Source organism: Bradyrhizobium sp. SZCCHNR1053 (assembly GCF_032381235.1).
Classification (GTDB): Bacteria; Pseudomonadota; Alphaproteobacteria; order Rhizobiales; family Xanthobacteraceae; genus Bradyrhizobium.
This window is the reverse complement of record NZ_JAUHJM010000010.1, coordinates 187,830-212,276: the sequence shown is the minus strand read 5'-3', so window position 1 is coordinate 212,276 and position 24,447 is coordinate 187,830. Positions and strand designations below refer to the sequence as shown.

The following is a 24,447-nucleotide window of genomic DNA, read 5'->3' as shown; positions in this document are numbered from 1 at the left end:
GCGCGCGGTTGCGCAGGGGCGGCAAAAATCGCCTGGTGCGGGGCCCCGCTCTGCATCGGCAGCGCGGCCTCGCGGCGCACTCGGCCGGTGGGCAGGACGAGACCAGCAGAGAGTATGGACGGCGCGACCAGGTCAGATCGGCTGCACCCGTCGCGTCATCTCCCGCGCCACGGCTCGCGTCGTCGCACTCGGGCGCCCCCGATTCATGCGCAAACGAGCTCGACAAATTGAGGGAGATGGCAGCGGTGATGGTGTTGCGGTTCCGGCGCCCACGGCCCAACCGGCCGAAGCGCAGTCGCCCAAGCTCGGCCCTGGCGGAGCTCAGCCGGGCTGGTGGGCGTCAGCCGGGGCGGTTGACGCTTCCTCTTGGGTCAGGCGGTTGGCCGCAGCAAGGATACGCGACGTCAAGCCCGCGGGTGCACGAACCGGCGGCGACGACAGCGCCTCACGAACAAGACGTGCCTCGGACAGCAATCGATCGGCTTCGGGAGAGGACGCAAGCAGATCAGCAGCCGATTGACGCTGCTCCGCTGGCCAGCGCGAGATGTCCTCACCCAGCCTGCCGATCAGATCCTCGAATTCCCTGACGTCCATCGTCCGCCCAATCCAGCGCTTCCGGCTTGGTCATAAAGCATTCAGCCCGCGAACGAAATTGATATCGGCAATTGTGACGATCGACCGCAACCGGACGCGGGAAATTCCGTATTTTTCGGGAGCCGTCTGCACGCGACGCCGCACTGGATACCGAAACGAGAGACAATGCAGCCCGTTTCTGATCGGTTTCCCAAGATTTCCGCAGTGCGGCAGGTGCCTGATTCGGACAGAGCTACCGACGGTTGGCCGAATCACCGGCTGCTCGCTTTCCCCGGGCTGCCGCATCGACAGCCTCCCACGCCTCCCGCAGCTCCAGCAAACTTTGAGTGATCCGCTGGAAATTCTCGCGCATGTGAGGTCGACCGTAGGCCCGCAGCGCGGCCACGATCAGGGCGTTGTAGGTTCCGAACAGCTGGTCGGCGACCGGCCCGCCGCGCGTTGGATCAAGGTGAAGGCTCAATCCGCGCAGGATGGCGGTCGCCCGGGTCACATGGATGTGCCCCTCCTCGAAGCGGCGGGCCTCCTGCGCCTGCAGCGACTTCTGCAAGCTCAGCATCGCTCCGTTGAGCAGCATGATGACGGCCCGGAGCGGCGGAACGGCCACCGCAGCACCGCGATAGGCCTGACTTGCGAATTGCGCCATCGAATTTTGGGTCATCAGTTACTCGAACTCGCGTTGAGAAGGGCTTTTAGATAAGTGAGCGTGTTGTTGGCGCTCTCGATGGCGGCCTGATATTTGGCGTATTGCGCCGTGAGCTGAGTCTGGAACGTGGCGGCCGAGCTCTTGATGTCATCGACCTTGGCCTGCATCGTCTCGTCCTGCGAGGTCAGATTGTCGATCAGCGTCTGCAGCGATCCCGTGCTGGACGATGCGGTCTTGGCGATCTGGTAGATCTGGGTTGCAAGCCCCTGTGTGGAGGTCACGGTGACCGATTGCGACGTCGAGCCGGTGTAGGTGAAGGCCATCCCGGCATAGATCGTCCCGGAATTGCCCACGATCGTGTTGCCGCTGACCGTGAACAGCGAGCTGTCGCCGCCGACCGACGCGGTCGTGAGCGTCCCCGACGAGTCCACAGTCAGATCCAGGGTGAACGACTGCGGCGACGATCCGGTATTGACTACGCTGAGCTGGCTCGACGAGGTCTTGGTCTGCGCCGACAACAACGTCGTCACGCCGCTCAGATTGGTGCTGAGGATCGTCGACAGCGTGCCAGTATCGAGCTCGAGTTCGTTCTTCTCGTTGAACGACAGGCCCAGGTCCGCCATCGTCAGCCCGCCGACCGAGGTTCCGAGCACGGCCTGGAGCGAATTCATGATGTCGCGCATGGTGCCGTCGCCGAACAGGACGGAGCTCGAGGACGCCGTCCCGTCCGAATTGGTGGTCTGCTGCGCGATGACGGCATCGCGGAATGCGTTGTAGTCGGTGACGAATGTCTGCAATGCCGACGAGATCTGGCTCGTGTCCGTCCCGATGGTGACAGTCAGCGTCGTTCCGGACGGAGTCGCCTGCAGCAGATCAAAGGTGACGCCGCTGAGAACGTCGGTGATGTCGTTGGTGTTGCGCGTCAGGCTGATCCCATCGAGCGTGAATTCCGCCTCCTGCGCCGTCTGCAGCACGGTCGTGAAGGCACCCGAGCTGTCGGTCACGCCAAGCTTGTTGAGCACGTCGTCGCCGGACGAGCTGGCGTAGGTGATGTCAGCGGAATCCTGGGTCCCCGTCAGCACCAGCTGATACGACCCGCTCGATACCTGGACGATCGACGCCTCGACGTTGGTCGTGGAGGTCTGGGCATTGATCGCGTCGACGACATCCTGCAGCGACATGCCGCTGGTGATGGTGATGTCGGCCGTGCTGCCGCCGGATAGGCCGAGCGAGAACGTGCCGGAATAGCCGAGTGCCGCGGTCTGGCTCGACTGCGTCGTGCCCGTCACCTTGTGTGCGGTGGCGATCTGGCCGATCGTCAGCGTGTGGCTGCCGGTCGCAGCACCGTTGCTCACCGACATCGACAGAGCCGATGAGGCGCTGACGTCGCCGGTCGCGCTGATGGTGGCGGCCCGCGTGGCGAAGGCGTTCGTCGCAAGCGAGTTCACCATCGACGTCGCCAGTGACGACAATCCCGAGGACAGCGTCTTCAGCGCGGTCTGCAGCGTCTGGTAGGCCGTGATCTTGGCCTCATTGGCCGTGATCTTGGTCGAGATCTGGGTCGCCTGGGTGAGCTTGGCATTGACCGCGGATTCGATCAGCGCAGTCCAGTCGATCGTGCTCGTCGTGCTCGTTCCCGACGTCGTGAGCGAGCTGCTCGAACTCGTCGAGGATGAGGAAGAAGACGACGTCGTGCCGCTCGTGCTCGAGGTTGCGCTGCTCACCGTCATCTATCGTCGTCCTCCAAGGAAAAAGCCGGACCGGCGAGGCGCCGGCCCGGCAGATCACGGCTCAGCCCAGCAGCTTCAGGAGGTACTGCGGGATCTGGTTGGCGGCGGCTTCCGCCGACACCGCGGCCTGGGTCTTCACCTGCGCCGACGACAGTTTCGCCTGCTCCGACGCGATATCGACGTCCTTGATCGCGGAGTTGGCCGATTGCAGGTTCTGCGTCTGTGTGGAGATCGAGTCCGCCGAGAAGTTGAAACGCGATTCCTGCGCGCCGATGTCGGCGCGGGCCTTCGACACGGTGTCGATCGCGGTGTCGAGAGCGGTCAAGGCTGCGGTCGCGCCGGTCTGGGTGCTGACGTCGAGCGACGAGACGCCGAGCGTGCTCGCGGTGAGATCCGACAGCGTGATGTTGATGGTGTCGGACGCGGACGAGCCGACCAGGACCGAGACGCCCGACGAGAAGGTGCTGGTGCCGTCGAGCAGGCTCTGGCCGCTATAGCGCGTTCCGGTCGCGATCGACGAAATTTCGCTGATCAGCTGCGAGAATTCCGACTGGATGTAAGTGCGGCTGGTTCCGACCGTGGTGCCCGATGCGGACTCTGAGGCCAGCGACTTCATGCGCGCCAGGATGTCGCTGATGTTGGACGCGCCGCCATCCGCTGTCTGCAGGATCGACGTCGCCTGCGCCGCGTTGGTCGCAGCCTGCTGCAGCGTGGTGATGTCCGACGAGATGCGCGTGGAAATGGCGAGACCGGCCGCGTCGTCCGAGGCTGACGTGATGCGCGAACCGCTCGACAGCTTGGCGAGCGAGCTCGTCTCCTGGTTGGAGTTGATGTTCAGGTAACGGACGGCGGAGTTGGCGGCGATGTTGGTGGAAATTGCGGGCACGGTGAGGACTCCTGAGTGATCGGCAAAGCACGCCGCATCGTGGAAGGACTGACGGTGCGGATCGGCCCCGTCTGACCGATCAAACGGAAGCGCCTGCGGGATTCAGGCGGGAATTCTCCTGCGCCGAGAATTTTATGGTTAGCAATCCGTGAAGGCGCCGCGAATGTCGCGCTCGTGACGCCGCAGCATGTCGCGCAGTTGCTGGCGTCCCCGCTTCAACAAGGACTCCACGGCGGCCACTGTCGTGTCCATCACCTCGGCGATCTCGCCGTTGCTCATGTTCTCGTGATACGACAGGATCACGGCGATCCGTTGCTGCTCCGGAAGCCGCTGCATCGCCCCCTCCAGGAGGACGCTGAGCTCCGCACGCTCGATGACGCTCACTGCATCCGGCTTGCCGTCCGCAACCTCGGGTACCACGTCGACATTCTCGGTCCGCGGCTTGCGGCGGATGTCGATGCAGCGGTTGCTGACGACGCGATAGAGCCAGGTCGAGAATTTGGCGCGACCGTGCTGCCACCGCCCCCGGTGAGTCCAGACCTTCAACATCGTGTCCTGCACGACGTCCTCGGCATCGGCGGCATTGCCGACGATGCGCAACGCAATCGCATAGGCGCGATCGATGTGGCGCTCGACGAGAAGACGAAATGCGAGCTCCTCTCCGGTGGCGAGCCGGTCGAGCAGGTCCTTGTCCTCGTCGAAGACCGCGGTCTCGCCTGGCGGCGCGGAGTCGGGAACCGTGCTGGCCGACTCGCTCGACGACAGCGCCGCGACGTCCGGGGACCCCGGCTCTTTCGAAGATATGCCATCGGCCGGGGCCCAGACGTCCAGCGCGTAGCTCATTTCCGAATCTCCAACCCGCAATGCCGAATGCGGCATTCGCAGACGGCTTCCGATCGTTGAACGTGGCGACCGAAAGAAGCAGGCGAAGATTTTTTGTGACTTTTCAGGTAGTTAGATGGAATGTTTTGCCTAGGGACAGGCAAATTCTGCCGCACGCGGATCGAGCGCCCGACGATCGTTGAGAAAGAGAGGCCGATGTTCGGCATGGCGGGGGATTCATTCCAGAAGACGAATTCAGCAGAAAACGCGAGCTGCAACGCTTACTAACAGCATCCGTGGATGCATACCGCGCACACAAAGTCCGCGGTTGAGCAAGGTTCGGAATTATTGCGAAACGATCATCTCGCCCGGCAATTTTTTCCGAATCACCTCGACGAAATTATCGCATTTTTCGATTCTGTCAGTTGCCGCGGACGCGATTTTTGAATCGCGTGACGACTTTTGCGACATTGCGCGCCTGATCCATCGCGTTCGTACGTTATAGTTGCTGATAGCACGATAGATGAAGCGATCGACGCGCTGCGTCGCACGCCGCCGACGCGCGCGCGTAGATGGCCATCATGTCTATAGCGTCAACGAATGTTGCTGAATGTTTCGATCTGCATCGAGGCTCCAGAGCGTCACCGCACGCGATATATCCGGTGTGAAGCTCGTGATCCGCACTGCGACTTCGTTTACGAGACCAATCGTCCGCTTCGGCCTTGATAAGGCGCGCATCAGATCGAAGTGATTGCGAATACTTCTGCTCGCGCAGCCACGGTGTTTGTCATCTGTTGCGGCCTCGAGCAGCGCGCCCGGCAACATTGCGAAACGAAGCTCGCGTTTTCCGTGTCGAAAGCCCGATCTTACTCGCATTGTCGCAAGACACCGACGCAAGCGCATGAGCGATCGACGCGCCTGATTGGCCGACGTGGTCCGTTCTATTGTGCGGGAGGGCCCGGCATGACGCGACAAGATCTGAAGACCAACGACCACGACCCGGTGCAAAGCCTGCGCGCTCACGGCGTCAGGCTCGGTCAGCGGCAAGGTCATCGTCTGCAATGGCTGTCGCGAACATTCGGGCCGGTGGTTCACTGCGATGACCTTCCACCGCCTGGCCGTGGCCGCACTATCGTCCTGGTCGACCCGCCAACGGGCGCCGGGGCGGAGCTGCTGTACGGCGCGCTGACCTCGCATGACGCCGTGGTGATCCCCTTCGGCGAAAACCCCGCGTTCGATTTCCTGAAATCCAAGTTGACCGAGTTCGGCACCGTCGGCACCTCAGACGACGGCCCGCACGAATTATGGTGGGGCGGCCGCGACTGGCCTGCGCCGGACGCAGCACCGGCAACTGCGATGCGTGTCGTGTCCTGCCATCCAACGACGGTCGGCGACTTGCACGTCTATCATCTCAGACGCTCGTTGCAGCGGCTCGGGCTCCCATTCGACATCGAGGCGATCGATCGCCGCCCCGGCGAACGCCTGAGCGCTGCGGACAAGGCCGACTTCATCGCGCGGATGTGGCAGCGGAATCGCGAACCGCTGTTGTACGTCGAGGCCGACGTGATGTTCCAAGCACCTCCGGACCTTCCTCATCTGGCAGGCTGCGACTTTGCCGTCCATAAGTGGAACGGCTGGGAGATGTCGCCGCGCACCCTCTATTTCGGCCGGTCCAAGGCGGCCGGGACAATGCTGACGACCTGGCGTGAGATCGCCTCTTCATATCCCGATATCTGGGACGGCTATCAGATCGATCAGGCCTGGAGTGCGGTGAGCTCCCAGATCGCGCTCGACACGGTCTGGCTTCCCCGCAGCTACCATGCCGTCGCAGGGGAAGCCGGAGTCCGCAACGCGACGATCGTCCACAATCTGAAGCCGACAAAGGCTGATCTTGGTCCCGACCCGGACTTTGCCGAGGTGGCGCGGTCGCCCCGGCGAGCCGGGCGCGTCGGCGCGTTGGAGTCGCTGCTCGTGGTGCGCTCGAAAGTAAAATCCGGCAGAGGTGTCACGGTCATCCTGCGCGACGTCGGAAGCAGCAGCGCGCGCGCCGCCGCTGACAGCATCGAGAAGCTGACCAGCGCCTTCGTCGCTGATTGCGGCGGCTTTGGCCGCCTCGAGCTCTCACTGTGCTCGTGGCAGCCGGAGGTTCGCATCGCGCGGGAGGCCGCTTTGCTGGCCGACAACATGGTGCTCGAGATCATCCCCGGTCAGGAGCTGCCGGCCAATTTGTTCGCCGCGACGGCCACCTCGGGAGCTGCGCACCGGCCCGCCACCTTCAACGCCCATCGCCGCTGACGCCAACCAGGACAAATCATGTTCGACACCATCATTCTTCTCACCGGCAGCCGCGACCAGCAACTTGCGCTGTCGGAGCTGCTACGGGCGCACAACCCTGCCCTCGCATTCCGTTTCGCGGTCAGCCTGCAGGACATCGAAGCCATCGAACGCGATGTGCTCGGCAGATCCCGCCTGCTTGCCTTCACGACCGGCGTCATCGTGCCTGCCGACATCCTTCAGGCGCTCGGCCACGGCGCCTACAATTTTCATCCGGCCCCGCCGGATTATCCGGGCTGGGCGCCGGCTCATTTCGCGATGTACGACGGTGCGACGCGCTTCGGCGCAACGGCCCATGTGATGGAGACCCGTGTCGACTGCGGCCCGATTGTCGGTGTCGAGACGTTCGACATCCCGCGCGGCGTGGATGTCCGTGGTTTGGAGCAGATGACGTTCGTGCGGCTCGCCTATTTGTTCTGGCGCATGTCGCGCGACCTCGCCTGCGACGCCGGCCCGCTGCCGGCGCTCGGCGTCGGTTGGAGCGGAGCGAAGAGCACCAGACAGATGTACGCCGCCATGTGCGACATGTCCGCCGACATCGATCCGGCCGAAATGGCGCGCCGCATCCGCGCCTTTCACGACGACTTCCGCGGCATTCCACTGACCATCAACCTGCACGGCACACGGTTTCAGCTCATGAGCGCCGCGGGCGCTGTTGGCGAGCCAAGGACGGTTGACGCACCGGCGTTGGCGCTCGCATCGTGACCTAGCGCTTGAGCGGCTTGATCACTGTCTGGTCGAGCCGCGTTTCCCAGCCGTGACGTTCCAGCTCGGGATCGTCATGTTCCTCCTGCGGCCAGCCGACGCAGAGATACGCAATCAGGCTCCAGTCGGACGGCAACGCGAGTTCGCGACAGACAGCCGCTGGGTCCAGGATCGACACCCAGCCGACGCCGAGACCTTCGGCGCGCGCCGCCAGCCAGAACGTCTGGATCGCCGCCACCACCGAGTAGCGGAGCGTTTCCGGCATCGTGGCGCGGCCGAGCCGATGACCGGTGGCAGCGCCCTCGTCGGCGCAGACGGCGAGATGGATCGGCGCCTGCGTCAAGCCTTCCAGTTTGAGGCTTGCATAGAGCGCGCGTCGCTCTCCATCATAACCGGCGAGCGCGGCCTGGTTCGCGCGCTCGAAGTTCTCGATGACCGTCGCGCGGCGTTCAGGGCTCTCGACGAGCACGAACCGCCAGGGCTGGCAGAAGCCGACGGATGGCGCATGGGACGCGAGCGCGAGCAACTGTTCGATCAGCTCTGGGGAGACCGGATCCGAGCGGAAACGGCGGACGTCGCGACGCCAGCGCACCAGCTCGGCAAAGCGCTGCCGGAATGTCGCGTCGAACTGCGGAGGGCTTCGGCCTGGCTCGCTCATGCGCCCTCCCCGCTCAGGACGTGCAGGAACGATCCCGTCACCGACCCGCGCCGGGCGCCGCGCTCGGCGGCGACGCCGCCCGACGCATCGCGGCACGCGATCAGCGGATCGTCTGCCTCGCTCAGGATGGTTGCATAGTGGAATTCGTGACCGTGAACGACGGCGCCCCTTCGGCCGAGGCTGCAATCGGCCAATAGGGTCGCTTGACGGTAGCCGAGATGCAAGCGGCGTCGTGCGAACGAGGTTTCCAGCGACAGCAGCCCCGCCATCGCATGCCGGACACCGTGGGCATCTTCGAGTCCCGCCCCCAGCGTCATGTAGCCACCGCACTCGCCGTGGATCGGCACGCCGCGCAAGGCCATCGCGCGCAACGCATCGAGGAACGACCGCGCCGAGGCCAACCGTCCCGCATGCAATTCGGGATAGCCGCCTGGCAGCCACACCGCGTCGGCTGCGGGATCGGGAGCCTCGTCGTTCAACGGCGAAAACGGGATGGCCTCCGCGCCATGGGCGCGCCAGTGCCGCAGGAGATGCGGATAGCTGAACGAGAAGGCCGCATCTGCTGCGAGCGCAATGCGCTGTCCGGGCGGTTTGATGCCAAGGCCAGATGTCTGCGCAGCGAGATCGGTAGAGCGGATCGGATTCGCGAGACCCAGCAGCGCCTCGAGATCGACGGCTCCGGAGACGCTTGCCGCGAGACGCTCGAGATGGGCTTCGAGGGCCGTGATCTCCTGGGCCTGGACCAGTCCGAGATGACGTTCGGGAAATGTCAATTGCGCGTCCCGCGCCAGCGCGCCGAGCAGCCTGATTCCGATGGTCGCGAACGCCGGCTCGATGAGCGCCCGATGCCGCTCGCTCGCGACCCGATTGAGGATCACGCCGGCCACGTGAACATCGTCGCGAAAACGCGCGCAGCCGAGCGCGACGGCAGCGGCCGTCTCGGTCTGCCCACTCACATCGAGAACGAGCACGACCGGCCAGCCGGTCAGGGCTGCGAGATCCGCGGCCGAGCCGCTGCCCGCGCGTCCGGGATGCGATGCGCCATCGAACAGGCCCATGACGCCCTCGACGATGGCGATATCGGCGTCGGCGGCAACGTCGCGGACAAGCCCCAGCAGTTGCGGCGCCGACATCGCCCAGCTGTCGAGATTGTAGCTCGTCCGTCTTGCCGCAGCCGTGTGAAAGGCGAGATCGATATAGTCGGGGCCACATTTGAAGGGTTGCACGCGCGTGCCGCGCCGGCTGAGGGCACGCAGCAGTCCGAGCGTCACCGTCGTCTTGCCGGCGCCCGAACGCGGCGCGGCGATGATGATCCCGCTGGGTGTCACCATGGTCATGGCCGCAACGCCGCCGAGGCATGGCAAAATGTGCTATGCGAACGGACATGATGGAAACCGCGGATCCGCCGAACCGACCGCTGAAGCGTGGCTGGACGACCGGCAGCTGCGCCACGGCCGCGGCGCGCGCCGCCTACGAGCTGCTGATCACGGGCAACTGTCCTGCCATGGTCGAGATCGCCCTGCCGGGCGGACGTCGTGTCGGCTTTGCGGTCGCGATGCACGAGGCCGACGGCGCGAAGGCAACCGCCGGCGTCATCAAGGACGCCGGCGACGATCCTGACGTCACGCACGGTGCGCTGGTCAAAGCGACTTTGCGGCGCGGTGCAGACAATTCCGGCGTGACGTTCCGCGCCGGCCCCGGCGTCGGCACAGTGACGCGACCAGGATTGCCGCTGCCGCCGGGAGAACCTGCGATCAATCCGGTGCCGCGCGAGATGATCGCGGCGGCGATCAATGAGGCCGCTGCAGCGCTCGGCGCGGCACGCGACGTCATCATCGAGATCTCCATTCCTGGCGGCGAGGAGCTCGCCCGGAAGACGCTGAACCCGCGCCTCGGCATCGTTGGCGGCCTGTCGATCCTCGGCACCACGGGAATCGTCGTGCCGTTCAGCTGCGCCGCCTGGATCCACTCCATTTATCGCGGCATCGACGTCGCGCGCGCCGCCGGCCTGCCGCACATCGCCGGCGCGACGGGAAGCACATCGGAGAAGGCCGTGCAGCAGCTCCACGGCCTGCCAGAGACGGCGCTGATCGACATGGGCGATTTCGCCGGCGGCATGCTGAAATATCTGCGCCGGCATCCGGTGGCCCGCATCACCGTGGCCGGCGGCTTCGCCAAGATGACCAAGCTCGGCCAGGGCCTGCTCGACCTGCATTCGCGCGCCGGCAAAGTCGATCTCGGCTGGCTCGCGAACACGTTGCATGACGCCGGCGCGCCGGACGCGTTGGTCACGACCGCACGCACCGCCAACACCGCGTTGCAGGTGCTTCAGGAGGCCGAGCGGCTCGGATTTCCGGCCGGCGAGGTCGTCGCGCACGCCGCCTGGCAGACGGCGCGGCGTGCGCTGAGCGACAACGACGTTGCGCTCGATGTCGCCGTGTTCGACCGCGATGGCCGGCTGGTCGGACAGAGTTACGGGCCGGCTCATTCGCCCCTCCCGCGGAAGCGTCGCTGATAATCGGCATCGTACAGCGCGCTATTGCGAAAATCCTCAGCTGCGAGCGCGCGGCCCACCAGGATCAGCGCGGTCCGCTCCACGGCGGAAGTCGTGATCTGCCCGACTATCGTCGCCAGCGTGCCGGTCAGGATCAACTGATCCGGCCAGCTCGCGCGATAGACGATCGCCACCGGACAGTCGTCGCCGTAGTGCGGCCGCAGCTCCTCGACGACTTTGTCGAGAACATGGATGGAGAGATGGATGGCGAGCGTGGCGCGCGACTGCGCGAACAGCGAAAGCTGTTCCGTCTCCGGCATGGCCGAAGCGCGGCCGGAGGTACGCGTGAGCACCACCGATTGTGCGAGTCCCGGCAAGGTCAGCTCGCGACCGAGCGCGGCCGCCGCCGCCGCGAACGACGGCACGCCGGGTGTGATCGTGTAGGGTATCCTCAACGCGTCGAGGCGCCGCAGCTGTTCGCCGAGCGCGCTCCAGATCGAGAGATCGCCGGAATGCAGCCGCGCCACATCTTCGCCCGCGAGCGTGGCACGCTCGATCTCGGCCACGATCTCGTCGAGCGACATCGGTGCCGTATCAACGATACGCGCACCGGGCGGACAATGATCGAGCAGCGCCTGAGGAACCAGCGAGCCCGCATAGAGACACACCGGGCAGCGCGCGATCAGGTCGCGACCACGCAAGGTGATCAGGTCGGCGGCACCGGGACCGGCGCCGATGAAGTGCACCGTCATGGCGCAGGCTCCGCATCGGTGACAGCCTCGCCCTCCGCCAGCGCGCAGGTCGCCGCGGCGTTTGCGACGCGCACGAGGATCAGCCGGGCATTCGCGCCGGCGGCAGCGAGCGCCGCCGTCTCGGCAACCGAAGGTACACCCTTCAAGCGCCTGACGCGATCGCTCCGCGTGATCGCGCGATCGGCAACAGCCGCCATGTCAGCAGAGGCGATGGCGACGAGCGGACGGCCAAGCCGCTGCGCGGCGCAGATCACGCCAGGCTCACTGACCTTGTCGGCCGCAGTGGCGAGCACCGCCACGTCCGCGGGTGCGAGGCGCGCAAGCGAGAGCGCATGTGCAATCACCGCCTCGATGTCTGCGACGCTGGCGGCACGGCGGCAGCCAATCCCGAGCGCGATCATGGCTTCGTCACCCGCCACTGCGTGATCGGCATGGCCTGCCGCCAGCCATGCATGCGACCGACCGGTTCGATCCGCGAAACGGCGATGCGGACCAGTTCACCGCCATGCTTGCCGAACAGCTCGATCAGCCGCGCCTCGCCTTCGAGCGACACCACGTTGGCGACGAGGCGGCCGCCGGACCTCAGCCGTGACCAGACGGCTTCGAACACCCCCGCTTCCGAAATGCCGCCGCCGATGAAGACCGCATCCGGCGTCTCAAGATCCGCCAACACCGCCGGCGCGCGCCCCATCACCAGCTTCAGCTCGGGAGCGCCGAGCGCCAGCGCGTTGCGCATCGCCCGGTCGGCCCGGTCCTGCCGCGCCTCGATCCCGAACGCGCGCAACGAGCCGTGACGCAGCAGCCACTCGATTGCCACCGAGCCCGACCCCAGCCCGACGTCCCACAGCAGTTCGCCCGGACGTGGCGCCAGGGCCGACAACGTCACGGCGCGGACCTCGCGCTTGGTCAGCTGGCCGTCATGCTCGAACAGATCATCGGCAAGACCGGTGGTCAGCGGGATCACGGGCGCATCAACCTCGGCATCAACCTCGATCGCGATCGTGGTCAACGGATGGATATCGGAAAGATCGAACGCGTCCGCCAGCGCGCTGCGCACCCGTTCGTGCGCGCCGCCGATCGCTTCCAGCACCGTCAGGCGCGAGCGTCCCATGCGGCGTGAGGTCAGCAGCGCGGCGAGCCTTGGGGCGGTGGATCCATCCCAGGCCAGCGCCAGAATGCGCGCCCCCGGCGCAAGATGGCGGATGATCCCTTCGAGCGCGCGGCCGTGCAACGTCACCTGCGCCACGTCCTGCAGCGGCCAGCCGAGCCGCGCCGCCGCGAGGCTGAAGGCCGAGGGCTGCGGGACGCATAGCATCTCGGCGGACGCGAAACGCTGCATGAGCTGCTTGCCGACGCCGTAGTTGAAAGGATCCCCGCTTGCGAGAACCACGACGGGCTCTCCTCGTCGCGCCGCGATCTGATCGAACGCGAGCTTCAGCGGGCTGGGCCAGGCCAGCCGTTCGCCCGCAATCAGCGGCGCTGCAAGCTCGATGTGACGGGCGCCGCCGACCACGAGGGCCGCCTGCGCAATGAGACGTCGCGCAGGCGTCGAGAGGCCGTCAACGCCGTCCTCGCCGATCCCGACGATGGACAGCCAGCGCTGCGCGTTGCAAGTTGCGGCCGAGTTCACCATGGACGCTTCCCCGCATGCGTATCCTCATTCTCGGCGGGACGACCGAGGCTTCGGAGCTGGCGCGGCTGCTCGCCGGCGACGACCGGTTCACGGCGACACTCTCGCTCGCCGGCCGCACCGCTTCGCCCAAACCGCAGCCGCTGCCGACGCGCATCGGCGGCTTCGGCGGCATCGCCGGACTGGAAGCCTGGCTGCGGGATCATGCGATCGACGCCGTCGTCGATGCAACGCATCCCTACGCCGACCAGATCTCGCGCCATGCCGTCGCAGCCTGTCATGCGCTGTCGGTGCCGCTGGCGTCGATCCGGCGCGCGGCGTGGCAACGCCAGGCCGGCGATCGCTGGATCGAGGTCGACAGTGCCGACGACGCGGCTTCGGCGCTCGGAGCGGATCCGGCGCCTGTGTTCCTCAGTCTTGGTCGCCTGGAGCTCGCAGCCTTCGGGGCAGCCCCGCAGCATCGCTATGTCGCCCGAACCATCGACCCGCCTGGTGACGTCCTGCTGCCGCCCGACATTCGCTTCGTCCACGATCGGGGGCCGTTCGACGAGCCGACAGAGGAAGCCTTTCTGATCCAGGAGCGCATCGCCTTCGTGGTGTCGAAGAACTCCGGTGGAGCCGCGACCTATCCGAAGATCGCAGCCGCGCGACGGCTCGCGATTCCGGTGGTGATGATCACCCGCCCCGAGAAGCCGCATGGCGTCGCGCTGGACGGCGCGCGGGCCGCGTTGCTGTGGCTGGAGGCGCAGCTCGCTCATGCGCCGCCCTCGACTTCACGACGCAGCGTATAGACGAAGGGCGGCTTGCCCCCGCGCGCGATCAGGCGCGTGGCCGTCGATCCGATCAGCACGAGCGTGCGCATGTCCGCCTTGTCGGGATCCACCTCGCCCAGCGTGGTGATGATCTGTCTGACATCACCACTGCCCGCGGCCCGCACCAGGATGACGATGGTCGAAGCCGGCTTGATCCGCCGCAGCAGCGCGAACGCCTCCCCCAGCTGATGCGGGCGCGCCTTGGACAGCGGATTATAGAGCGCGATGACGAAATCGGCTGCAGCGGCCGCCTCCAGGCGGCGGCGGATGGTCGTCCAGCTCTTGAGATTGTCAGACAGCGAGATCGCACAGAAGTCGCCACCGAGCGGCGCCCCGACCTCAGCCGCGGCTGCCAGCATGGCCGTGACACCAGGCTCGACACGGATGTCGAGGTCGCGCCAGGCCGCCGGTCCCGCCTCGACCGCTTCGAACACCGCTGCGGCCATCGCGAAGACGCCGGGATCACCGCCCGACACCACCGCGACCTGCTTGCCGTCGCTTGCGAGCCCGAGTGCGTGGCGGGCGCGGTCGAGCTCGACGCGATTGTCGCTGGCGTGCCGGATCTGGCCCGGACTCGTCGTGGTCACTCTGTCGAGATACGGTCCATAACCGATCAGATCGGTCGCGCGAGCGATGGCGGCCGAGGCGGCCGGCGTGATCAGTTCGGCTCGCCCCGGGCCGACGCCGACAATGGTCAGCGTGCCCGTCATAGCCGCCGCCCCTGTCCGGGGATCAGGATCATCGAGAAATAGGGGCCGCGCTCCAGCTCCACCTCGGCCAGGGGCGCGACACGCTGCGCTTCCATCGTGCCGCGCTCGACATAGAGCGCACGATCGAGCAAGCCGGCGCTGATGATCGCGCGCTTCACCTTGGTGAGGTTGCGCCCGACCTTCATGATGACAGCGGCCTCACAACGCGTCAGCCGGTCATGCAGGACGTCCTCGCCCAGCGTGCCCGGCAAAACGGAGAGGACGTCGTCGCCCCAGGTGATCGGAACATTGGCCTTGGTCCAGCAGCCGGACATGCCGGTGACGCCCGGGACGACCTCGACCGGATGATCGCGCTCGAGCCGCCGCCACATATGCATGAACGAGCCGTAGAAGAACGGGTCGCCTTCGGACAGCAGACCGACCGATCGCCCCGCCGCCAGATGCGCGGTGATGCTGTCCGACGCACGTCGGTAGAAGTCGGCGATCTGGGACTGATAGGACAGGTCGGCAACGGGCAATTCCTCCGTGACCGGATATTCGAGCCGCAGCTCGTGCCGGCCCGATTCCATCAACGGCGCGACGATCCGTCGCGCGTTGCCTTCCATGCCGCGCTTGGCAAAGAACGCCACCACATCGACGGACCGGACCAGGCCGGCGGCGCGCAAGGTCAGATAACGAACGTCGCCCGGACCAACGCCGATGCCGTAGAGCGTGCCCGGATTTGCCGAGCCCGCGATGGTGTCCAGCAGGCTCATTCGACATCACTCGCGATGGCATTCACCGCCGCGACCGCCATGGCGCTGCCGCCCTTCCGACCCTTCACGATCAGATACGGCACACGGCCGTCGGCCGCGAGCGCCTCCTTGGATTCCCGGGCTCCGACGAACCCAACGGCCGTTCCGATCACCGCAGCCGGCCGTGGCGCGCCCTGATCGAGCATGTCGAGCAGATGAAACAGCGACGTCGGCGCGTTGCCGATCGCCACCAGCGCGCCGCCGAGATGCGGCCGCCACAGCTCCAGCGCCGCCGCGGATCGGGTCGTCCCGAGCTGCGCGGCGAGCGCCGGCACCTCCGGAGCATCGAGCGTGCAGATGATCTCGTTTTTCGCCGGCAACCGCGCCCGCGTGATCCCCTGCGCCACCATCTTGGCATCGCACAGGATTGGCGCGCCACGATCGAGCGCCGCCCGCGCTTCGGCGGCGAAGTGTTCGGACATGGCGATGTCGGAGGTGATCTCGACCATGCCGCAGGCATGGATGATGCGCACGGCGATCTTCTCTTCCAGTCCGTGGAAGCGCGACAGATCGGCCTCGGCGCGGATGGTCGCGAACGAACGGCGATAGATCTCCGCCCCGTCCTTGATGTAGTCGCGCAGCTCAGACATGGGCCTTTTCTTTCGTTTCGAACAGCCCGTCGACGTCGGTCTCAGTGGGATCGAGCATGCCGCAGGATTCGCTCTTCACCGTGCCGTTGCGGACGATGTGATAACCTTCACCCTCGCCGACCAGCACGACGTCCGCGGCTGCCGAGCGTGCGCAGCCCTTGGCGCAGCCGGAGACGTGCAGCGTGCCGTTGAATCCGGTCCGGGCCATCGCATCCGCGAGCACGCGGGCATGCTGTCGCGTCGCCAGTCCCGTCGACGGACAGCAGCCGACGCCCGAGCAGGCGTCGATGCGCATCAGTGGATCGGTATCGTCGACAACCAGGCCGAGCCGGGCTGCATCCGCCACCAGTTGCTCCGCGGTCACGGCGCCCGCGGCGACATACAGCGCGCGCCATGGAGACAGGCGGACCTCGGCGACATCGTGTGCCGCGAGCATGGCCGCAAGCCGCGCCAGCGTGCCGCTATCGATGCGGCCGAATGGCACGCCGAGACCGACGGCGCAGGTTTGATCCGTCAGGGCAATGATGCCGCAACGTCGTTGCGATTTCGCGGCTGATGGCGTCGCGATGACGTTGGAGAGATCAAGGCCCAGTTCGGCGCCGACGGCGGCGCGCGCGTGCGGCGGCATATCTGCGGAGCGCCGCGTCGGGCTGTGTTGCAGCACCAGCCGCGCGAGCCGCACAGCCGTCGACGCCGCATCGGCATCGGCTGTCGTTCCCAGCCACACGGCCTCAACAGAACCGGCGATGCCAACGGCGACACGCCGGGCTTCAGGACCGCTACAGCCGACGAGACGAACATCCGCGGCGAGCCCGGTCAGCGGCAGCCTGCCGCCGCCGTCCAGCGCAAAGCCGAACTTGGGCGGCAGCGCATGGAGCGCCTGATCCGAGGCCAGCAGCGTCTCCAGCTCGGCGGCGACGGGGCGCATGTCGACCCATTCGGCCGGGTCGAGTCCCGCCAGCGGGTTGACGACGATGTTGCGGATGGCCTCGAGCTCGGCGCTGTCATCGAGCAGGCCGAGCGATGCCATCAGCTCCCACAGCGGCGCGAGCATCTCGGACGATACGCCACGTATTTGCAGATTGGCGCGGCGCGTGAGGTCGATCTGGCCGTTGCCGTAGTGCCGAGCAGCCTCGGCAAGCTCACGCAGCGCCGACACCAGCAACGCGCCGCCATGCGGCCGGACGCGAACGATGAGCCCGTCGCCGCTCGGCATCGGACGCCGCGCGCCCGGGCACCAGCCCTTGATCTCGACCGAGGCGGTCATGACGCGCTCTCCGCTTGCGTCAGGCGCGTGCGGGCATGCGCAAGCTCATCGGCGACCGCATTCCGGCGTGGCACCCATAGCTGCCGGCGTAGCGCATCCTCAAATCGCGAGACGATCGCGGCGACCGCCGCCGGATTGCGCGCGACCATGTTGTCCAACACGGCCTCGTCGCGCAGCAGCGCCCCATGCGCCAGATCGAACAGGTGCTCGGCGACGGCGTCAGAGGTGGCGGCAAAGGCGTAGAGCGCGTCGACGCCCTGCGCGATCTCGGCGACGCCGCGATAGCCATGCGCGAGCATTCCCGCAATCCAGCGCGGATTGGTGAGACGGCCGCGCACCACGCGGGCGATCTCCTCGCCGAATGTCCGCGCCGCCGGCGCCTCCGGACGGCTGGTGTCGAGATGCAGCAGCGCGGGCGACGCGCCGAGCGACGCCGCGGCCGCCGCAAAGCCTCCGGCAAAGTCGGCGACCTCCTCGCCATCGAGCAGGTCGCGCTCACGATCGTCCTGCGGATGCACGAGGGCGTCGGCGCTGCGGACGCGGGCGCGGAACGTGTCGGAAGCAGACGCGCCGTCATGCGTCCCGCCAAAGCTATAAGCGGCGCTCTCGAGATACGCCTCGCCGAGCTGCGACCGGCTCGTCCAGCCCATTCCGAGCGCAAGGTCGGCGGCAACGGCACCGTAGCTGCCAGGCGCCCCGCCGAACACGCGCGCGAGGCTCTCGCCGCGCCGCCGTGCCGCGGCCAGCGGATTGTCGGCATCGTCCTCGTCAAGCGCGGCCACCTTTTGCACGGCGAGATCGAACAGCGCGATCTGCGCTTCGAACAGGTCGCGAAACAGCCCCGAGATCCGCAGCGTCGCATCGATGCGCGGGCGGTCGAGCATCGCCAACGGCAGTACGTCGACGCCGGTGACACGATTGGAGTTGAGGTCCCAGCGCGGCCGCACGCCCAGATAAGCCAAGGCCTGGGCCAGATCGTCACCGCCCGTGCGCAGCGATGCGGACGCCCAGAGATCGAGCATGAGCGCGCGCGGGTAGTCACCATGATCCTGCAAATAGCGCCGGATCACCTCGTCAGCCGCGCGTACGCCGACCACAGCGGCGGTCCGGGTCGGGATCGCACGCGGGTCGATCGCGGTGAGATTGCGCCCCGTGGGCAGCACGTCGAGCCGGCCGCGGCTCGGCGCGCCGGCGGGACCGGCAGCGACGCGGCGACCGTCGAGTGCCGCGAGCAACGCGCTGCGTTCGGCTGCAGCGCTCGCGGCGATCCGTGCGGCGATGTCGGCGCGATCGACCGTCGCGGCCGCCGGCCCCATGGCCGCCGTGATCGCATCCGCAAGCAGGCCGGTCGCCGCCGTGTCGGGCGCCTCCCCAAACACATGCAGGCGGTCGCGCACCGCGAGCTCCTTGATGTCACAGAGCTGCGCATCGAGCTGTGCGATCGCCTCGCGTCCGGTCATTGCGCGGTCGAGCCCGCAATCGGCGGCCAGGCCGCTCTGCCAAGCCCGCGCGACAATCTCGTCCTCTAGGAGTCCGAGCCGGCGCTTGTCGAGGCCATCCGCCTCGGCATATTCCTCGACCAGCCCCTCCAGCTCCAGCAAGGGTCCGTGCAGACCGGCCTGCGACAGCGGCGGCGTCAGATGCCCGAGCGTCAGTGCCGACAATCGCCGCTTGGCCTGCATCGCTTCGCCGGGATTGTTGACGATGAAGGGATAGATCACCGGCAGCGGGCCCAGCACGGCCTCCGGCCAGCACGCATTTGAGAGCGCCAGTGCCTTGCCAGGCAGCCATTCCAGCGTGCCATGCGCACCGAGATGAATCAGCGCATCGATCCGCTCGGTCTCACGCAGATGCGCATAGAGCGCGACATAGGCGTGCCGCGGAGGCACGCTCGTGTCATGGTAGCCGGACTTGCGATCGGCGCGATTGCCACGATCCGGCTGCAACAGGACCCAGAATTTTCCCGCACGCAGCACCGGAAAACGGAAGGCGCCATCTCGAACCGCCGGGTCCGCTTCCGCCTCTCCCCAGATGTCATGTAGCGCACGCTGCAGCTCATCCGGCAACAGCGCCAGAGCACACCGATAGGCCGCGAGCGGCACGACGAGCTCATCTGCCTCGTCCCGCAGCAGCGCGTCAACATCTTCGGCGGTCGGCGCTGCGCGGCCGATATCGTACCCCGCCTCCGCCAACAGCCGCGCAATGGCGGCTGCGCTTTCGCTGGTGTCGAGACCGACAGCGTAGCCGCGGCGCCCGCCGCGCGCCGGATAATCGGAGAGCAGCAGCGCCACGCGCCGCTCGCTTGCCGGCAGCGCCCGCAGCCGCGCCCATCGCGCCGCGAGCCGGGCGACGTAAGCGATGCGGTCGTGTCGGGGCACATAGCGCATCGTGCCGAACTGCAGACGCTCATCCGCCGGCGTTTCACCCTTGAACGCAATCGGGCGCGCCAACAGTCGGCCGTCGAGCTCCGGCAGAACGACATTCATGGCCAGATCCGTCGGCGACAGTCCGCGCGCCGACGAGGCCCAGGCCTCTTCGGTGCTCTGCGCCTGGATGATTTGCAGAACTGGTGCATCAGCCACGTCGAGCACCGTGGTGCCGTCGTCGCGCAGCGCCGAGAACGCGGTGGCGTTCAAAATGATCGCAGGACGCCGGCGCTGGACGAGTCGCGCCAGTGCATCCCCGATATTGGGATCCTTCAGGCTGGTCACCGCGACCGCGACTGCCGCCAGCCCTTCACCTTCGAGCGCCCGCATCAGCGCAGCAATCCCGGCCGTATCGGCAGCGAGCAGGCCCGCACGGTAGAACACGATCAGCGCGCACGTCCGCGCATCATCGTGGCCGCAGAGATCATCGATGCCGACGGCTCCGCGATCGGGCCTGAAGCCGACGATCGAACCGATCGCGATCGGTTCGGCAAACTGCACGTCGCGCCCGAGCAGCGTCGCGAGATAGCGCAGGGCCTCGCGCGCATTGCCGACGCCACCCTCGTGCAGATAGCCGTAGAGACGCGAGGTCGCGTCCTGCGGCAAGGTCGAGAGCGCAGCAAGCCTGTCGTCGGCGCGATCATCACCCGGCAGTGCCGCGAACAGGATGTGGCGGCTGCGGCAGACCGATGCGATGCGCTCCAGCCCGTAGCGCCAATAGTCGAGCCCGCCGAGACAGCGCACGACGACGGCGCGCGCGCCCAGCACGACGCGGTCGACATAGAGATCGACCGACATCGGATGCTTCAGCCGTTTCAGGCTCGCGAGGCGCAGGCTCGGCAGCTCATCCGACGACGCGGTCCAGGCCTCGGCCAATGCCGACAAGTCGCTATCCGAGAACGACAGCACGACGATTTCGGCCGGCGACTGTGCAAGATCCACGGCCTGTTCGAGGTCGTCGAGATCCGCGCCCGTTGTCGCCAGCAGGTGCATCGGTTCCGCCTATCCTGTGATCAGGCTCTGGATGGCGGCGGCATCGAGGCCGCGCTCGCCGATGATCACCAGCCGCCCCTGCCGCGATTCGCCCGATCGCCACGGGCGCTCGAACTGATGCTGGATGCGGTTGCCGACGGCCTGCACCAGGAGGCGCAGCGGCTTGCCGGCGACTTCCACGAACCCCTTCACGCGCAGTACGTCATGCGCGTCGACGGCGGCCGCGATGCGGTCGACGAGCGCATCGGGCGAGGCCTGCGCCGGGACGTCGAGCACGAAACTCTCGAAATCGTCGTGGTCGTGCTCGGCCTCGTTGTCGTGATGCGACGGCCGGGCCGCGAGATCGTCCTCCGCCGCGGCACCGAGCCCGAGCAGAATTGAAGCCGACAGCCTACCGTGCTCCGTCGCGATCACCTTGACGGCACGCTGCACCTTCGCGGCGATCTCGGCCGCGACATCCTTGCGCTGCTCCTCGCTCATCAGATCGCTCTTGTTCATCACGACGAGATCGGCGCACAGCAGCTGGTCCTCGTAAACCTCCTCCAGCGGGTTGTCGTGATCGAGCGAAGCATCACTGGCGCGCTGCGCAGCGAGCGCGTCGGGATCGTCGGCGAAGCGGCCGGCGACCACCGCCGGACCATCGACGACCGCCACCACACCGTCGACGGTCACGCGCGTCGCGATCTCCGGCCAGTTGAAGGCCTGCACCAGCGGCTTCGGCAGCGCCAGCCCCGAGGTCTCGATCACGATATGCTCAGGCGGCTCCTTCTGATCCAGCAGGCTCCTGAGCGCCGGCACGAAATCATCGGCAACGGTGCAGCACAGGCAGCCGTTCGACAGCTCGACGATGCGATCCTCCGGACAGTCCGGCACGCCGCAGCCTTTCAGGATGTCGCCGTCGATGCCGACATCGCCGAACTCGTTGACGATGATGGCGAGCCGGCGGCCATTCGCGGTCTCGATCAGGTTGCGCACCAGCGTGGTCTTGCCGGCGCCGAGGAAGCCGGTGACGATGGTGCAAGGCGTCTTGGCGAACGACTTCGTCATGGCGATACGATCTCTCGTTTCAGCGTGGTGCTGACAGCGCGGGAACGCGCGCAACGGTGTTCTTGCGGATGTATTCGGGACGCTCGCGCCAGGCCGGCAGGCCGGCGTCATGGCGCTGATGCAGCTGCGCGAATGTCAGCACATCCTGAACATGCAGATCCGGATCGAGCGCGCCGAGCACGTAGGTCCATTTGCCCGGCGCCGTCACTGCAACCGTGCACGCACGATTGCAGTTGGACAGGCACTCGACGCCGACCACGGCGACACCGGCGCGCTGCGCGGTCGTCAACGTCTCGATCGCGGCGAGCAGACGGGCTCCGGCCCGCGGCTGATCAGGCGACGCAGCTTCCGTCACCTGCGTGCGGCAGGTGACACAGACGAACAGCGTCGTCTCACCAATCTCCGATGCGGACATCAATCAGCCGATCACGCCGGCTGCGGTCGCCGCGGCGACGCCGCCCACCAGCACGATGGCGGCGCCCGCGAGCCGCAGCGCTAGCGGCGCAGCCGCCTTGGCTTTCGCCGACAGCAGCCCGGTGCCGAGGAACGCGCCGGCGGCGATGAGGGTCTGGATCACGAGCAGACCGGCGAGATAGGCCCCGAGCGGGGTGTTCTCTGCCCCGACGATCGATTCACCCAGCGCATAGCCGTGGACGAGGCCGGTCACGGCGAACAGGCCGGCGACGGGCAGCACACCGAAACCGCCACGCATCACCACCACCAGACCGACCACGACGGTGGTCAGGCCGACCAGCAGCTCGGCAGCCGGGATGTTGGCCTTGGCCACATGAAGGCCGACGCCCGCAATCATCGCGGTGGTGAAGGCGAGCACCGGCGCGAAGCCGCGGCCCAGAAGCGCTGCAACGATGCCCGCACCGACGATGGCGGCCAGATGGTCGATTCCGATCACAGGATGGCCGAGGCCGGACAGCAGGCCCTGCGCAAACGTCTGCGGCAGTTTGCCATCCATCATGTGATGCGCGAAGGCGGGATCGGCGGCGAGCAGCACCAGGCTCGCGGCTGCAAAGGTCGTGGTACGGGTCAACTTCATGGCCGTCTCCGTCGCTTGCCGGCTCCCCAGAGGACCGGACGATGCGCTGCATCCGACGGCATCCCGCCCATCCCGGCGGGATCAGAACCAGCATCGCGACTCCCCGCGCGACGGGTCGGCCAACAGCAATGTCGACGGCAGGTCTCCTGGCTCTCGGGTCACCGCATGAAGCCACCTTCCCGGTTTCCCAGTGGTGCTTTGGCCTCACACTCGCCGATTACAGTTGCGGGGGCAGCCACGGCCTTGGGTCAAGAACCCGCACCGTGTTCCCTAAATCTCTCCTTTCGGAGAACCGTCATCTGTTAGATACGGGTCGCGCCAAAGCCCGTCAATCGGAATCGTCCCCCATGGTCCCCGCCCGCCCGCATCCCGCCCTGCCGCGCCTCACCCTGGTGCTCGGTGGCGCGCGTTCCGGCAAGAGCCGTCATGCCGAGGCGCTCGTGACCGCCCTTCCCGCACCTTGGACCTATGTTGCGACCGCGCAGGCGTTCGACGATGAGATGAAGGACCGAATCGCGCAGCACAAAGCGCGCCGCACCGAGGGATGGCAGACGTTGGAGACCTCGCATGATCTTGCAGGCCTGGTCCGTGCACGGGCAAATTCGAGCGCGCCGATGCTGATCGATTGCCTGACGCTGTGGCTCAGCAATGTGATGCTCGCCGACATGAACGTGGCGGCAAGATCAGCCGAGTTGATCGACGCGCTCAGGAACGCGCGTGGCCCGATCGTGGCCGTGTCCAACGAAGTCGGACTCGGCATCGTGCCGGACAATGCGCTTGCCCGCGCCTTCCGTGATGCGCAGGGACGGCTGAACCAGAACGTCGCGGCCGTCGCGGATCGCGTGATCCTGATGGCGGCCGGCCTGCCGCTGACATTGAAGTAACGGGAAGGACATGCCGATGACCGAAAGCGCCGACGATTCACGCCACAAGGCGAAGATGGAGAACCGCAAGGCGGTGCAGGATGCCGAGGTCGCCTCCAAGACCGTCGAGAAGGGCCTGCTGATCGTTCACACCGGCAAGGGCAAGGGCAAATCGACGGCGGCCTGGGGCCTGATGCTGCGCGCACTCGGCCGCGGTTTTCGCATCGGCGTCGTGCAGTTCGGCAAGGGCGCGTGGGAAACCGGCGAGCGCAAGGCGATCGAGCGGTTCGGCGACCAGGTGTCGTGGCACACGCTCGGCGAAGGCTTTACGTGGGAGACGCAAGATCGCGCGCGCGACGTCGCCGCGGCCGAGCGCGCCTGGACGAAGGCTCGGGAATTGCTGGCGGATCCTTCGATCCGGCTGCTCGTTCTCGACGAGCTCAACATCGCGCTGCGCTATGATCACCTTGATATCGCAGATATCGTCGCCACGCTCGCCGCGCGCCGTCCCGATCTGCACGTGGTGGTCACCGGGCGCAACGCCAAGCCGGAGCTGATCGAGGCCGCCGATCTCGTCACCGAGATGAACCTCGTGAAGCATCACTTCGCAGCCGGCGTGAAGGCGCAGGAAGGCATCGAGTACTGA

The 24,447-nt window shown here is 66.8% G+C and carries 24 protein-coding genes and 1 riboswitch; of the genes, 6 read left to right on the top strand and 18 right to left on the bottom strand.

Annotated features, from left to right (window positions below):
- Window positions 1–321: 321 nt before the first annotated feature.
- The 5 genes from QX051_RS22500 to QX051_RS22480 all read right to left on the bottom strand — a co-directional run bounded on the left by QX051_RS22500 (window position 322) and on the right by QX051_RS22480 (window position 4,696).
- On the bottom strand, window positions 322–594 hold the full coding sequence (locus tag QX051_RS22500; RefSeq protein WP_315739747.1) for a hypothetical protein: 273 nt from the start codon (window positions 592–594) through the stop codon (window positions 322–324).
- 232 nt (window positions 595–826) lie between these two features.
- Window positions 827–1,252 (bottom strand): flagellar export chaperone FliS, encoded by a 426-nt coding sequence (locus QX051_RS22495; RefSeq protein WP_315739748.1) that lies wholly within the window; start codon window positions 1,250–1,252, stop codon window positions 827–829.
- A complete protein-coding gene (gene fliD, locus QX051_RS22490; protein WP_315777624.1) occupies window positions 1,252–2,967 on the bottom strand; it encodes a flagellar filament capping protein FliD in 1,716 nt (571 codons plus the stop codon). The genes QX051_RS22495 and fliD overlap by 1 nt, the downstream gene beginning before the upstream one ends.
- Window positions 2,968–3,028: 61 nt before the next feature.
- Entirely contained in the window at window positions 3,029–3,853 is an 825-nt protein-coding gene (locus QX051_RS22485) for a flagellin (RefSeq protein ID WP_315739750.1), read from the bottom strand.
- Window positions 3,854–3,991: 138 nt separating this feature from the next.
- Window positions 3,992–4,696 (bottom strand): RNA polymerase sigma factor, encoded by a 705-nt coding sequence (locus tag QX051_RS22480; RefSeq protein ID WP_315756401.1) that lies wholly within the window; start codon window positions 4,694–4,696, stop codon window positions 3,992–3,994.
- A 942-nt stretch (window positions 4,697–5,638) separates the two neighbouring features.
- On the opposite strand from QX051_RS22480, the gene QX051_RS22475 reads away from it, so the two are divergent.
- A complete protein-coding gene (locus tag QX051_RS22475; RefSeq protein WP_315777623.1) occupies window positions 5,639–6,970 on the top strand; it encodes a hypothetical protein in 1,332 nt (443 codons plus the stop codon).
- An 18-nt stretch (window positions 6,971–6,988) separates the two neighbouring features.
- Window positions 6,989–7,714 carry a formyltransferase family protein gene (locus QX051_RS22470; RefSeq protein WP_315777622.1) on the top strand — a complete coding sequence of 242 codons (726 nt, stop codon included), beginning with the start codon at window positions 6,989–6,991 and terminating at the stop codon, window positions 7,712–7,714.
- A 1-nt stretch (window position 7,715) separates the two neighbouring features.
- Here the strand turns inward: QX051_RS22470 and bluB are convergent, their stop codons facing one another.
- Complete coding sequence (gene bluB / locus QX051_RS22465) at window positions 7,716–8,372, bottom strand: 5,6-dimethylbenzimidazole synthase (RefSeq protein WP_315777621.1); 657 nt, start codon at window positions 8,370–8,372, stop codon at window positions 7,716–7,718.
- Window positions 8,369–9,709: a cobyrinate a,c-diamide synthase gene (locus QX051_RS22460; protein ID WP_315777620.1), complete on the bottom strand. Its 1,341-nt coding sequence runs from the start codon at window positions 9,707–9,709 to the stop codon at window positions 8,369–8,371. The genes bluB and QX051_RS22460 overlap by 4 nt, the downstream gene beginning before the upstream one ends.
- Window positions 9,710–9,756: 47 nt before the next feature.
- Between QX051_RS22460 and QX051_RS22455 the strand changes: the two genes are divergently transcribed.
- Entirely contained in the window at window positions 9,757–10,887 is a 1,131-nt protein-coding gene (locus tag QX051_RS22455) for a cobalt-precorrin-5B (C(1))-methyltransferase (RefSeq protein WP_315777619.1), read from the top strand.
- On the opposite strand, the gene cobM is transcribed toward QX051_RS22455, so the two are convergent.
- Genes cobM through cbiE form a run of 3 tightly spaced genes read right to left on the bottom strand, consistent with a single transcriptional unit; the run spans window position 10,857 to window position 13,251 of the window.
- Complete coding sequence (gene cobM, locus QX051_RS22450; RefSeq protein WP_315777618.1) at window positions 10,857–11,618, bottom strand: precorrin-4 C(11)-methyltransferase; 762 nt, start codon at window positions 11,616–11,618, stop codon at window positions 10,857–10,859. The two genes, QX051_RS22455 and cobM, sit on opposite strands and share 31 nt — an antisense overlap.
- Entirely contained in the window at window positions 11,615–12,019 is a 405-nt protein-coding gene (locus QX051_RS22445; protein WP_315777617.1) for a cobalamin biosynthesis protein, read from the bottom strand. Before QX051_RS22445 ends, cobM begins: the two co-directional genes overlap by 4 nt.
- Window positions 12,016–13,251, bottom strand: coding sequence for a precorrin-6y C5,15-methyltransferase (decarboxylating) subunit CbiE (gene cbiE, locus QX051_RS22440; RefSeq protein WP_315777616.1), 1,236 nt, complete (start codon window positions 13,249–13,251; stop codon window positions 12,016–12,018). Before cbiE ends, QX051_RS22445 begins: the two co-directional genes overlap by 4 nt.
- A 14-nt stretch (window positions 13,252–13,265) precedes the next feature.
- Between cbiE and QX051_RS22435 the strand changes: the two genes are divergently transcribed.
- Window positions 13,266–14,039, top strand: coding sequence for a cobalt-precorrin-6A reductase (locus QX051_RS22435; RefSeq protein ID WP_315777615.1), 774 nt, complete (start codon window positions 13,266–13,268; stop codon window positions 14,037–14,039).
- Here the strand turns inward: QX051_RS22435 and cobJ are convergent.
- The 8 genes from cobJ to QX051_RS22395 are packed head-to-tail and all read right to left on the bottom strand — an operon-like array spanning window position 14,003 to window position 22,938.
- Entirely contained in the window at window positions 14,003–14,770 is a 768-nt protein-coding gene (gene cobJ, locus QX051_RS22430; RefSeq protein WP_315777614.1) for a precorrin-3B C(17)-methyltransferase, read from the bottom strand. The two genes, QX051_RS22435 and cobJ, sit on opposite strands and share 37 nt — an antisense overlap.
- Window positions 14,767–15,525 (bottom strand): precorrin-2 C(20)-methyltransferase, encoded by a 759-nt coding sequence (locus tag QX051_RS22425; RefSeq protein WP_315777613.1) that lies wholly within the window; start codon window positions 15,523–15,525, stop codon window positions 14,767–14,769. The genes cobJ and QX051_RS22425 overlap by 4 nt, the downstream gene beginning before the upstream one ends.
- The gene (locus QX051_RS22420) at window positions 15,522–16,154 is read right to left on the bottom strand and encodes a precorrin-8X methylmutase (protein WP_315777612.1); all 633 of its coding nucleotides are present in this window, start codon (window positions 16,152–16,154) and stop codon (window positions 15,522–15,524) included. Before QX051_RS22420 ends, QX051_RS22425 begins: the two co-directional genes overlap by 4 nt.
- Window positions 16,147–17,421, bottom strand: coding sequence for a precorrin-3B synthase (gene cobG, locus QX051_RS22415; RefSeq protein WP_315777611.1), 1,275 nt, complete (start codon window positions 17,419–17,421; stop codon window positions 16,147–16,149). Before cobG ends, QX051_RS22420 begins: the two co-directional genes overlap by 8 nt.
- Window positions 17,418–20,840 (bottom strand): cobaltochelatase subunit CobN, encoded by a 3,423-nt coding sequence (gene cobN / locus QX051_RS22410; RefSeq protein ID WP_315777610.1) that lies wholly within the window; start codon window positions 20,838–20,840, stop codon window positions 17,418–17,420. The genes cobG and cobN overlap by 4 nt, the downstream gene beginning before the upstream one ends.
- Window positions 20,841–20,849: 9 nt before the next feature.
- On the bottom strand, window positions 20,850–21,887 hold the full coding sequence (gene cobW / locus QX051_RS22405; RefSeq protein WP_315777609.1) for a cobalamin biosynthesis protein CobW: 1,038 nt from the start codon (window positions 21,885–21,887) through the stop codon (window positions 20,850–20,852).
- A 19-nt stretch (window positions 21,888–21,906) separates the two neighbouring features.
- Window positions 21,907–22,302, bottom strand: a complete 396-nt coding sequence (locus QX051_RS22400) for a DUF1636 domain-containing protein (protein ID WP_315777608.1) — start codon at window positions 22,300–22,302, stop codon at window positions 21,907–21,909.
- A gap of 3 nt (window positions 22,303–22,305) precedes the next feature.
- Window positions 22,306–22,938, bottom strand: a complete 633-nt coding sequence (locus QX051_RS22395; protein WP_315777607.1) for a HupE/UreJ family protein — start codon at window positions 22,936–22,938, stop codon at window positions 22,306–22,308.
- Between the two features lie 118 nt (window positions 22,939–23,056).
- Window positions 23,057–23,250: riboswitch (cobalamin riboswitch) on the bottom strand.
- Window positions 23,251–23,285: 35 nt separating this feature from the next.
- Between QX051_RS22395 and cobU the strand changes: the two genes are divergently transcribed.
- Together cobU and cobO are read left to right on the top strand one after the other, a co-directional pair.
- Complete coding sequence (gene cobU / locus QX051_RS22390; protein ID WP_315777606.1) at window positions 23,286–23,822, top strand: bifunctional adenosylcobinamide kinase/adenosylcobinamide-phosphate guanylyltransferase; 537 nt, start codon at window positions 23,286–23,288, stop codon at window positions 23,820–23,822.
- 16 nt (window positions 23,823–23,838) lie between these two features.
- Window positions 23,839–24,447, top strand: coding sequence for a cob(I)yrinic acid a,c-diamide adenosyltransferase (gene cobO, locus QX051_RS22385; protein ID WP_315777605.1), 609 nt, complete (start codon window positions 23,839–23,841; stop codon window positions 24,445–24,447).

What these genes read in the sequence shown, in the direction of transcription:
- cobM (WP_315777618.1), bottom strand. Translation starts at nt 11,618, where the DNA reads ATGACGGTGCACTTCATCGGCGCCGGTCCCGGTGCCGCCGACCTGATC.
- QX051_RS22445 (WP_315777617.1), bottom strand. Translation starts at nt 12,019, where the DNA reads ATGATCGCGCTCGGGATTGGCTGCCGCCGTGCCGCCAGCGTCGCAGAC.
- cobW (WP_315777609.1), bottom strand. Translation starts at nt 21,887, where the DNA reads ATGACGAAGTCGTTCGCCAAGACGCCTTGCACCATCGTCACCGGCTTC.
- QX051_RS22395 (WP_315777607.1), bottom strand. Translation starts at nt 22,938, where the DNA reads ATGAAGTTGACCCGTACCACGACCTTTGCAGCCGCGAGCCTGGTGCTG.
- bluB (WP_315777621.1), bottom strand. Translation starts at nt 8,372, where the DNA reads ATGAGCGAGCCAGGCCGAAGCCCTCCGCAGTTCGACGCGACATTCCGG.
- QX051_RS22460 (WP_315777620.1), bottom strand. Translation starts at nt 9,709, where the DNA reads ATGACCATGGTGACACCCAGCGGGATCATCATCGCCGCGCCGCGTTCG.
- QX051_RS22495 (WP_315739748.1), bottom strand. Translation starts at nt 1,252, where the DNA reads ATGACCCAAAATTCGATGGCGCAATTCGCAAGTCAGGCCTATCGCGGT.
- QX051_RS22420 (WP_315777612.1), bottom strand. Translation starts at nt 16,154, where the DNA reads ATGTCTGAGCTGCGCGACTACATCAAGGACGGGGCGGAGATCTATCGC.
- QX051_RS22425 (WP_315777613.1), bottom strand. Translation starts at nt 15,525, where the DNA reads ATGAGCCTGCTGGACACCATCGCGGGCTCGGCAAATCCGGGCACGCTC.
- cobJ (WP_315777614.1), bottom strand. Translation starts at nt 14,770, where the DNA reads ATGACGGGCACGCTGACCATTGTCGGCGTCGGCCCGGGGCGAGCCGAA.
- QX051_RS22455 (WP_315777619.1), top strand. Translation starts at nt 9,757, where the DNA reads ATGATGGAAACCGCGGATCCGCCGAACCGACCGCTGAAGCGTGGCTGG.
- cbiE (WP_315777616.1), bottom strand. Translation starts at nt 13,251, where the DNA reads ATGGTGAACTCGGCCGCAACTTGCAACGCGCAGCGCTGGCTGTCCATC.
- cobN (WP_315777610.1), bottom strand. Translation starts at nt 20,840, where the DNA reads ATGCACCTGCTGGCGACAACGGGCGCGGATCTCGACGACCTCGAACAG.
- cobU (WP_315777606.1), top strand. Translation starts at nt 23,286, where the DNA reads ATGGTCCCCGCCCGCCCGCATCCCGCCCTGCCGCGCCTCACCCTGGTG.
- QX051_RS22400 (WP_315777608.1), bottom strand. Translation starts at nt 22,302, where the DNA reads ATGTCCGCATCGGAGATTGGTGAGACGACGCTGTTCGTCTGTGTCACC.
- QX051_RS22470 (WP_315777622.1), top strand. Translation starts at nt 6,989, where the DNA reads ATGTTCGACACCATCATTCTTCTCACCGGCAGCCGCGACCAGCAACTT.
- QX051_RS22475 (WP_315777623.1), top strand. Translation starts at nt 5,639, where the DNA reads ATGACGCGACAAGATCTGAAGACCAACGACCACGACCCGGTGCAAAGC.
- fliD (WP_315777624.1), bottom strand. Translation starts at nt 2,967, where the DNA reads ATGACGGTGAGCAGCGCAACCTCGAGCACGAGCGGCACGACGTCGTCT.
- QX051_RS22435 (WP_315777615.1), top strand. Translation starts at nt 13,266, where the DNA reads ATGCGTATCCTCATTCTCGGCGGGACGACCGAGGCTTCGGAGCTGGCG.
- cobG (WP_315777611.1), bottom strand. Translation starts at nt 17,421, where the DNA reads ATGACCGCCTCGGTCGAGATCAAGGGCTGGTGCCCGGGCGCGCGGCGT.
- QX051_RS22480 (WP_315756401.1), bottom strand. Translation starts at nt 4,696, where the DNA reads ATGAGCTACGCGCTGGACGTCTGGGCCCCGGCCGATGGCATATCTTCG.
- QX051_RS22500 (WP_315739747.1), bottom strand. Translation starts at nt 594, where the DNA reads ATGGACGTCAGGGAATTCGAGGATCTGATCGGCAGGCTGGGTGAGGAC.
- cobO (WP_315777605.1), top strand. Translation starts at nt 23,839, where the DNA reads ATGACCGAAAGCGCCGACGATTCACGCCACAAGGCGAAGATGGAGAAC.